The sequence below is a fragment of the Microcystis sp. M144S2 genome (assembly GCF_020246065.1).
In the GTDB taxonomy this organism is placed as follows: domain Bacteria; phylum Cyanobacteriota; class Cyanobacteriia; order Cyanobacteriales; family Microcystaceae; genus Microcystis; species Microcystis ichthyoblabe_A.
Window position 1 is genome coordinate 1 of the sequence record NZ_JADBTR010000101.1, and the last position, 9,376, is coordinate 9,376.

General features: G+C 40.0%; 8 protein-coding genes and 1 pseudogene. All 9 read right to left on the reverse strand.

The window, feature by feature from the left end; genetic code table 11:
- A pseudogene (locus IM462_RS12305) lies at positions 1 to 98 on the reverse strand (Uma2 family endonuclease); the annotation flags it as partial.
- Between the two features lie 117 nt (positions 99 to 215).
- Positions 216 to 3,575 (reverse strand): helicase-related protein, encoded by a 3,360-nt coding sequence (locus IM462_RS12310; protein WP_287704127.1) that lies wholly within the window; start codon positions 3,573 to 3,575, stop codon positions 216 to 218.
- A gap of 17 nt (positions 3,576 to 3,592) precedes the next feature.
- Positions 3,593 to 3,988: a type II toxin-antitoxin system VapC family toxin gene (locus tag IM462_RS12315; protein WP_123230203.1), complete on the reverse strand. Its 396-nt coding sequence runs from the start codon at positions 3,986 to 3,988 to the stop codon at positions 3,593 to 3,595.
- Between the two features lie 11 nt (positions 3,989 to 3,999).
- The gene (locus IM462_RS12320; RefSeq protein WP_123230202.1) at positions 4,000 to 4,242 is read right to left on the reverse strand and encodes a hypothetical protein; all 243 of its coding nucleotides are present in this window, start codon (positions 4,240 to 4,242) and stop codon (positions 4,000 to 4,002) included.
- Between the two features lie 6 nt (positions 4,243 to 4,248).
- Positions 4,249 to 4,467, reverse strand: a complete 219-nt coding sequence (locus IM462_RS12325; protein WP_052278163.1) for a YgiT-type zinc finger protein — start codon at positions 4,465 to 4,467, stop codon at positions 4,249 to 4,251.
- 150 nt (positions 4,468 to 4,617) lie between these two features.
- Entirely contained in the window at positions 4,618 to 4,866 is a 249-nt protein-coding gene (locus IM462_RS12330) for a DUF2281 domain-containing protein (protein WP_130756616.1), read from the reverse strand.
- A 35-nt stretch (positions 4,867 to 4,901) separates the two neighbouring features.
- Entirely contained in the window at positions 4,902 to 5,318 is a 417-nt protein-coding gene (locus IM462_RS12335) for a type II toxin-antitoxin system VapC family toxin (RefSeq protein WP_130756615.1), read from the reverse strand.
- Positions 5,315 to 8,704 carry an Eco57I restriction-modification methylase domain-containing protein gene (locus IM462_RS12340; protein WP_287704122.1) on the reverse strand — a complete coding sequence of 1,130 codons (3,390 nt, stop codon included), beginning with the start codon at positions 8,702 to 8,704 and terminating at the stop codon, positions 5,315 to 5,317. Before IM462_RS12340 ends, IM462_RS12335 begins: the two co-directional genes overlap by 4 nt.
- A 131-nt stretch (positions 8,705 to 8,835) precedes the next feature.
- On the reverse strand, positions 8,836 to 9,376 hold a 541-nt coding region (locus tag IM462_RS12345; protein ID WP_287715241.1), incomplete at its 5' end, for a Uma2 family endonuclease.

Below are 9,376 nucleotides of genomic sequence, written 5' to 3' on the forward strand. Positions count from 1 at the left end.
ATCTGTTGCAGGTGTAGATCACTTTCCAAGGGTGGTTCATCACTCCATAAATCTGTGGGGAGATAGGTGACATCTGGGATCATGTCTAGGGCTGTCATGACTTTTTCCCGGTATTTTAGGATTGATTAATTATAGCTTTTTACCACAATTGCACAGATAAGGCGGGCGGGATTTTAACCAATAACTTAATCCTATACCTTGACCGATCGCCGTTTCTAAACTAAAGCCTGACTGCAAATAATGATGGGAATTGGTTGCTCCTCACCTTGCAAGCGACGGCGATCTAACCAGTCCCGCATCTCATGTTGGCTGTATAATTTCTTCAGTTCGCTAAACAAAGCTTCTCCTGTCAGGCTACGGCGCTTAATCAGGTTTAACTCGCGCTTCAGTACAGTGGTAATCGGTTGGCGAAAGGCCTGTTCTAATAGGTTAACCTGCTTGCGGATTTCTTCATCCTGAGTGGTTTTGAACAGCAGTCCCAATTCTCGCAAGATGTAGCGCTGTGCTTGAGTCAGAGAACGGCTGTACTCCCGTTCCGATTGGCGGTGTTGGACTTCTTGGGCAAATTTAATCTTGACTTGCATGACTGCTTGGTTGTAATTTTTGGGCAGCGGCAGCGCTGCTTCTTCTGGGTTGGTTTTGAGCATTCCTAAAATGCGGGCAGTATCTTTTGATATGATCTCTCCCTGTTCATCGAGCCAATATAATTGCTGGTAGCCCTTCCAATCTTTGCGGTTAGGGTAAGAAGCTTCACAGAAGACAATTATGCCCTTATTGAGAGAAAAGCGAGCCGTTCGGATGCCATGAGGCAGGTTAGCTATCCGTTCGTATTCAGCCGGATTTTCTCGCTGGAGTTGTCTGAGAATTTCTTCCGCTTCATTGAGGTCGAGAAATTCTCCCTCATCTTCAAACAAACTTAATTGATGACTACCACTTTTTTCATAAATTGCATACATAGCCTCTTCGTTAAGCTGTTCTGTGGGGTCAAGAATTGCCGCATCCTCGCCGATGGTTTCATGAATTTCTTGAATGCGGTTTTTGAGTTTTTGCCGTAATCCTAGATTACGCTCTAATCCCGTCTCTGGGAGAAAATTAAAGCCGTAAACCACATCATTCTCGCTGCCAATCCGATCAATCCGACCAAACCTTTGAATGAGTCGGACGGGATTCCAATGCAGGTCATAATTAATAATTAGGTTGCCATCTTGTAGGTTTAAACCTTCGGCTAAAACATCGGTAGCAATTAAAGTTTTGATTTCCGACTCTCCCGGGGTCAATTTATAGTATTTGTTGGCTTTGGGGGCAAATCTTCCCACTACCTGCGCCTTATTTTTATCGCCACTGTAGATGACTTCTATATCCTCTCGATCGCCGTTAGGATTGAGGTTTTGATATAAGTAAGAGGCGGTATCAGCATACTGAGTAAAAATGAGGCACTTGCTATCTTGCAGCGGAGGTTTATTCAACCAGCTTTTAAGGGTTTGTAATTTCGCATCTTTGTCTGGGGTAATTGGCTCAACTAAGTGCAAAATTCTCTCTAGCAATTGGATGTCATGTTCGAGGTGTTTCTGCAATCTTGGGGCATCAAAATCAGCTAGATCATACTTCCCAGATGCCTGACTCAAGGCATCGATAATGTCTTGTTCTTCCCCATTGTTTGGTTCACAGAGAATTGCTTGAGCTTCTTCCCCGGCGGGGATAATTCCTTGGCGTAAAGCTTCTCGAAAGCGTTGATGGACTTGCAGTAATTTCTTAACAGTTTGTTGGAAGGCATAAACGCTAGATTCAAAGCGTTTGAATAACAGGACTCGCATCAGTCCTCTTAAATTTGCTCCCCCAGTTTGTAAACTGAGTAATGGTTCTTGTTTGCGCTTATTTGGTAATACATAATTTCCCAAAACATAACGAGCATAGCAAAGTTCATTTTTACGAGGGTTAGCTGGTTGCTGTTGGCGAGATTTCCCTAAATATTGGCGCAGTTCTTGGTAAAGTCCTTGATAGGTATCTTCAATACTATATTCAATGGTTTGTAGTTCTCTTTTGGGAAAAAACTGATGCTTACCACCCACAATAACGTAAGCGCGTTGATTTCCGTTTAAATAATCCTTGAAATTGTCTGCATCTACGGGTTTATGAGTCTTGGCATCAAAGCCGTACCAGCGTAAAATGTGGTTGCGAGTGCGCCGGATCAAGATGTTAGATAACAAGTCAGGTAACTGTTTTTCCCCTTTCTCTACTAATCGAAAATACTCTTTTAGATCGGGCGGATCTATGGGAAAATCTGTCTTATCATCTTGATGAAAAAGCCTAATCTGATGGTAAATATCCCAAGCACTTTTATTGCGAGGAGTTGCTGTCAGGAAACAGCATTGTCTCCCGGCTGCTAAAAAGGCTTCGACGATTTTATATCTTTGGGTTGCGGCATTCCGCAGGTTATGACTTTCGTCAATTAAGATAAAATCTCGATCTTTGTATTTAAAATCTTCTAATAAAACTCTGATGCCACTGGTTTCATCTTCCCGCAGCAATCCCATCGATAAAACGCGGGCGTTAAGTTGATAAATTTCGTTGTAGCGTTCCCACATTTCCACCAGTGGCGCTGGACAAATAATTAAGGGGCGGGCTTTTTCTACTTGTTCAAAGCGTTTGACAATGGCAGCACCAATGAAGCTTTTTCCTAGTCCTACCACATCGGAAACGAAACAACCTCCATACTCGCGGATGAGTTTAACAGCTTGGTTAACTGCTACTTTTTGAAAGTCTGCTAGTTTCTCGGTAATTTCGTTATCTATCATCATTTCGCTGGCAGTTTCTTCTGTCAATCGATCGCGCACGAGCATATAGAGAGTTTTCATATAGATGTCGTAGGGACGTACTGGCATCATCGCCCAAGATTGTTGTAAAGACTGCATCAGTGTTTCATCAAATTCTGTTGCTTCCTGCCAAAGTTGATTGAACCATTCTGTTAAACTGGCATGATTTTCATTACCGTGAACGATAACATTAAGTTCGGTATTGTGGGAAATTCCTGATAAAGTAAGGTTAGAAGAACCAACGATAGCAAGGCCTTTTTCTTGACGTTCTAGGGGTTGTCCCTGCTGGTTATAAATTGTCCCGTAGTCGAAGATATAGGCTTTAGCATGGAGTCGCCCTTTAGTATAAACTCGCACCTGAAGGCGTTTTTCTTCAATCATTTGAACCAGATTTTTTACTAAGGTTTCTGCTTCATCTGTTTGGTCCATTAGTTCGACGCTGGAACGAATATTGTCGGCGGTTTCTGTTGCCATCTGCTTGCGTTCTGTCCGTTTGGGGTATTCTTGTGCTTCCAGATGGTTTTTAATTAGTTCTAAGCGGCGGTAGCCTTCTGCTAGTTGTTCGATGGTTTCCCTGCTGCTGGTGTTGCCAATCAGGAGGCGCATTTGTGGGATGGTGGCGAGACGAGTTGCGATCGCAGTAAAGCCGGAGAGGAAAAAGTAACCGACGGCAAAATGAGCGGCTTCTGAAGAGTGGAGAATTTGGTTGATGTTATCGACTAATTTTTGCTGGCGATTGTCGATGATGTCGTGGGTAGGCATAGTTCGATTTTTTAATTTTAGGGCTGTAACCAGTTTTCTATTACTAGATTAGAAATATTTTCAAAATGACGAGTATTATCGGTTACTAAAATATCCTGCCGAGAACGAGCAACGCTTGCGATTAAAGCATCTAACTGTCCTGTTGGTTTGCCAATTTTTCTAAGTTCAGATTGAATTTTGCCAAATTCGATTGCAGCTTGTTGATCAAAAGCTATTATCGGTAACTGGTTGGCAAATCTAGTTAATGTATCTAAGTTACGTTCTAGCTGAGTTGAGCAATAAACTCCTTTATATAGTTCCCCTAAGACTAAAGTGGACAGGTAAGATTCCTGATACTTAAGTCTAAAATGTGAAACGACCGTCAGATTCCCTTTGAGAATGGCAATACAGATGTTAGTATCCAGTAAATACATGAATTTTCGGCTTAATCATCGAATTTAATTTCCACACCTAGATCGGCCTGGCGTTCTTGGTCAATTTCAGAAAAAATATCATCGAGTTCTGGTTGATTTTTCCATACTCCAATAAGAGTTTCTAATTCTTCCCACAATAATTTTTTTTGAATTAAATTATCGGGGATTTCCAGAGAAATTTTTACGCCATTAGGAAGAGATAAATCCTCTAATAGCTCGATAGTATTGCCTTTGATAATTCCTTGTATTTTCATGGTAGTTTAGGATAAAGCTTGCTCAACTAAGACGGCAGTTTCACGATCTAGAATAGAGAGAGTTTCTTGAATTAAATTGACTTCACGAGCTTCAAAAAGGACTTCGCCACACTGTTCGCACACCCAAGCAGGGACAGCATCCCAAGAAAGATGGTATCCGTTGCGATCAATGGCAAAGGGAGCAGTTCCCCGTTTCATTTGTCCCTTGCAGCAGAGGCATTCCATTCTAACGTCTCCTTCTAAAATTAGATGACCACTTTGATGGATCGGGAAGATAGGCAGTAATAATGGGTTAATTATCTTGGGGGTTTTAATAATTATATCTCAATCAGGAATAATTAAATCAATTATTTCTCTCCGAGATTATTAAACCTGTCATTTTTTTGCTGGACTTTTAAGGTATTTTTTATTATAAGATAGATCGCCTATTCCACTTTCCACACACCCCACTAAATCTTTAGCTGATTCATAAGCAGAAATCGGTTCTTCTTCTTCAGTAATTTCTGTCTTCTGTGCCTTAAATTGCAAGAATTCAATAAAGTCGATTACTTCTTGCTGTTGTTGGGGGGTGAGGGCGTTTAGTTTTTCTAAGATGGTTTGTGAGTGAGTGGTTGCTGGTATCATGGTTTAATTCTTTTGGGGTTTTTAATAATTATATCTCAATCAGGAATAATTAAATCAATCATTTCTTTTCGATTCTTGCGATAGACATAGAAGTCGCTATCTAAAGTCAAGACAGAACTTTCTGCTATTAATTCACTCATTCTCACTAAACAGGCATCTGCAAAGGACATAGGAACGGATTGATAACGTTGCATTAAGTCTCGAATAGCATCTACTTCTTCACTAAACTGAAAGGGGATAATAATCTTTTTACTTTTAACTAATCCCATGATAGCATCTTCACCGCCATAAATATTCTGCAATAAAAAACAGGCTTCGGTAATGACAGCTTCACAGGTAAGAAATGGATAGGACAAATTAGTAGTTGTTTGAGTTGCCCATTGATGGAAGGCTTCTCGACGGTTGACTATTGCCACTAAAGGTCCCGTATCTAACAGAATATTTGACTTCATTTGCTGCCAATACCTCGAAGATAGTCTTTATTAGTGGCTAAGTCCCCCGGTCCGCCATCGACACAACCAATATATTCTTTGGCTGCTTCATAGAATGAAATCGTTTTTTCTTCAGTTGGATGAGATTTCCAGTAAGTAGGAGGCTTTGTCAAAACTCGACTACAGTGTTCTATATGTCTTTCATACTTTTCTTTTACTTCGGCTAATACTCCCTGAGCTTTTGCTAGTTTAGGATAGCGGCGACAGTACCAAAGTTCTATTTCACGAATATCCTCATAGTCTAATTCATAGAGTTGATAAATAATGGCATCAATTTCTTTTTGTTCATGTAAATGATAGGGATAGCTTTGATTATGCTTTTGTTGATTAATAATACTTTCAACTAAAGTTTTGATTCTATCGTGCAAATCAGGACTTAATGAAGGTAATATCAGTCGTGTTAAAACTTCTTCCCCTGTTTCAACTGTATGGGATACATAGCTCTTGAGTAAATAACGAGAGACAATAGAAGTTAAAAATCCTAGTAAAACTCTTGGTTCAATCCCTCTAACAAAAATAGTTGAACCTTTATTGCCAAAAATACAGCCACTTCCCAATCGAAAAGTAGGACTATAAATACCAGTAGGCGAAAATGTTATCCCCTCTTGAAAATAATATTCTGAGTTTTGAAAACGAGAGGCAATCCTGTGTTCCTCTTGTGGTTCAATCTTATTGAATTCTTTTTTTCGCCGTTTAACATCAGCAATAGTAGCAGTGCGGAGGCGATGGACAGCATCTCTTGACCAATCTATCAAATATTGTGTCGGTACATAGTAATTGGGAAGCCAACCTTCATCAGTATTACTTTCGCCGCCTTTATCAAAGGGCAGAAAACAGCGATTATTATACTTATTGGGAGCTACTCCATTTAGTTTTTCATCATCACTTAAGCCTGCAATATCAGCATCAGTAAGTAATTTACTCTCGTCTAATATTTCATAACTTCCCCTTGCTCCTCTACGTTTACGAAGATAGTAATCATTGTCACTCGTTTGAAGTCCTACTTTTACATCAGCTATTGTCCCCAAGCGAGAAAAATTATTATTGCTCAACAACTGATAAAGCTTGGGTGAACCGATGAAAAGTGACAAGTTATCATAAGTAGCTATCAAAGATTGGGGATAAGTATAACGAGCATAATCTATCGTTTGTAAATCCACACTATGAGCAGCGATCGCAGCTAGGTTCTCAGTTAGTTTATTCCAGTCCCCGATTTGAAGGCTACGCAAATCTGCGGCGATTAGATCATGGCTTTCAGATGCCGTATTTTTAGCAACGGTCAAAATACAAGTATTAACTGTAGCATCAAAAACCCAAGAAGGCAGATCGATAAAATGAGCAATAGTGGTCTTTTCAAGAAATAGCTTTCTTAAAGGTTTGTGAGTTTTAATAGTCCGCCAAGTATCAGAAACTATGTAACATAATTGACCGCCAGAACGTAGCAACTGCAAGCCACGGGCCATGAATAAACCATAAGTATCTTTGGATTGTGCGCCATCAGTCAGACGGTCAAAATAGAGATCGCGCACCCTGTCACCAACAGTCGCACCATAAGGCGGATTAGCTAAGACAATATCAAACCCCTTTTGTGAAAAAACTTCAGCAAATTCTACAGCCCAATCAAATCCGTTAACCTTATTACTTCCATGGGTTATCAAAGCAATTTCAGCTTTAAATTCATTGATTTTTTGTTTTAAAATTTGCTTTTGAACTCCTTCACTCATTGTCAGATAAGAGTTTTTTGCATCTCTATATTGGCGAATTATCTGGCCTCGAAGAGTGTACTGTCCTACATTCTCTGGATTAGGAGCAGTGAGACTATCACCAGATTCAATCTTAAAATCTAAGTTAGGTAACGGTTCAGGATGCTCACCGTCAAATTCTACAGTTAGTGATAGCCAAAGACGTAATCGAGCAATATTTACCGCAAATTCATCAATATCTACACCATAGAGATTATTTTGAATAATATTGAGTTTACGGTGGTAATCATCACGAGCATTTTCCGGTTGAGCGCGGGTGTCAAGCAAACGAGTAAGCGAATGTAGTTCATGCAGCATACCTAATAGATAAGCGCCACTTCCACAAGCAGGATCTACTATTTTCACTTCGCTCAGTTTCTGCAAAAGATCACGAGCTTTTGGAACGTTTATCTGCTCTACATTATGTTCATCAACTAAGGCTTCATAGCCTCCTAAATATCCCTTCAAAGCCTCCCGACACATAAAAGAAACAATCGGTTTAGGTGTGTAATAACTACCTGATTTATGTCTTCCCGTGACTAATTCTTCAAACACTTTTCCCAACATTTCTGGGTCCACTGCTACCTCCAAATCAAGGGGTGTACTCTCAGTTACCGTGAAATTAAAATTACTAAAAAGTTTATGTAAGATAACATCGATCGCCTGATCGGGTACTATTATATTAGGATTGCGGTCATCCTCATCCTGTTCAAATAATCCCCCATTAAGATAGGGAACTGTGCCGATTATTTGCCGAAGAAAACCACCGTTATTGATACTAATAATATCCGTTTGTTGGGGATTATTTAGTCCCGTAAAAAACAGATGAGTCAAGCGATTATGATAAAAGTTTTTGTCCGAGGTGCTGTTATCATTCTGATAATCCTGCCATAATGTTTCTAGATAGTCTGTTTGTTCGTTAAACTTCAGCCAACCCTTTTTCTGGATAAAAACAATAAACATCAGGCGATTAAATAGCTTCTGAGTAAATAGTCTTCTCTGGTCAGTATTAGGGATAGTTTTAGTAATTAATTGCTCAACTTTTTCAAAGACCGAGCGATACTGTTCAAAAAATTTCTTAGTAACTTTCTCAACATCAAAAGCTTCATCATGACGTTCCTGAATCGCTAAAGGAGACTCGGAACTAATATTATCTAAATCCAGTAAACTTAGGCGTTCTGTGGCGGTTCGTAACTGTTCCCCCGGACCCACTGTAATTCGCCGCAAGACTTGCCGTTTTTCTTGTTTAACATCATATTTAACATTGATAAAATGCCACCGTTCTTGGTGGAAATCAGAGAAAATAAAGAGAGTGTAGGGATGGTTTTTTAGCAGTTGAGTGACGACAAGACGCTCTAAATTGAGCAGCAGTTGCTTAGAGTTGAGACGAGCATAAATAACCTGAAAATCTTCCCCCCCAGAAGCCAATAAAATTGGGTCTTCTGCTAATGCTTCTACTGCTTTATCTGGCCAATTGCGTCGGGACAGGGTTTGATTTTCTCGCTCGTAATTTAACTCAGACCAGAATAATTTTTTGAGCGCATCCAATCCTCTCAGGGATGAAAGAAGGTCATAAACTGACTGCCGAAGTTCAATATCACTCATAAGTTTTCTCACGACCTCTCATTTAGGTTTACTTTCTCTAGGTAGCTGGTTATAAATCCCCCCTTGATCCCCCTTAATAAGGGGGGTGTCTGATTTTAACACCTAACTATTTAGGACTTTTGCCACTTCAGTTAAATTGTATCGGGATCGATGCCTAATTCTCGTAGTTTTTGTGCTAATTTTTCCTTAGCCTGACGTTCCCTTTCTTTCTCTAAAAGAGCCTGTTCTTTCTCTAAAAGAGCCTGTTCTTTGGCTAAAATAGCCTGTTCTTTGGCTAAAATAGCCTGTTCTTTGGCCTGTCGTTGCTGTAACTCAGCTTCTTGAGGAGTGGGGACTAATTGACCATCGGCGGTAAAATAACGCAGTTTACGGTCAAATATCCCTAAATATAATCCTAACTGTTCACTCCAGAGATAACCCAGTTCATTGGGAGAAATGGCTTGATATTGTCCCTCAATTAGTCTAAATCCTTGCAATTCTAAACTATTGGGATCGAACCAAAAATAATTAGGAGTGCGAAAGGTATTTTGGTAGAGAATTTTCTTGTTATTGCGGTCAATATTGGCCGTAGAATCGGAGAGAATCTCGACAATTAGATCCGGATATTTACCCTGTTCTCCCCAAACCACCCAACTTTTGCGGGGACGTTTTTCGGTATCTAAAACCACAAAA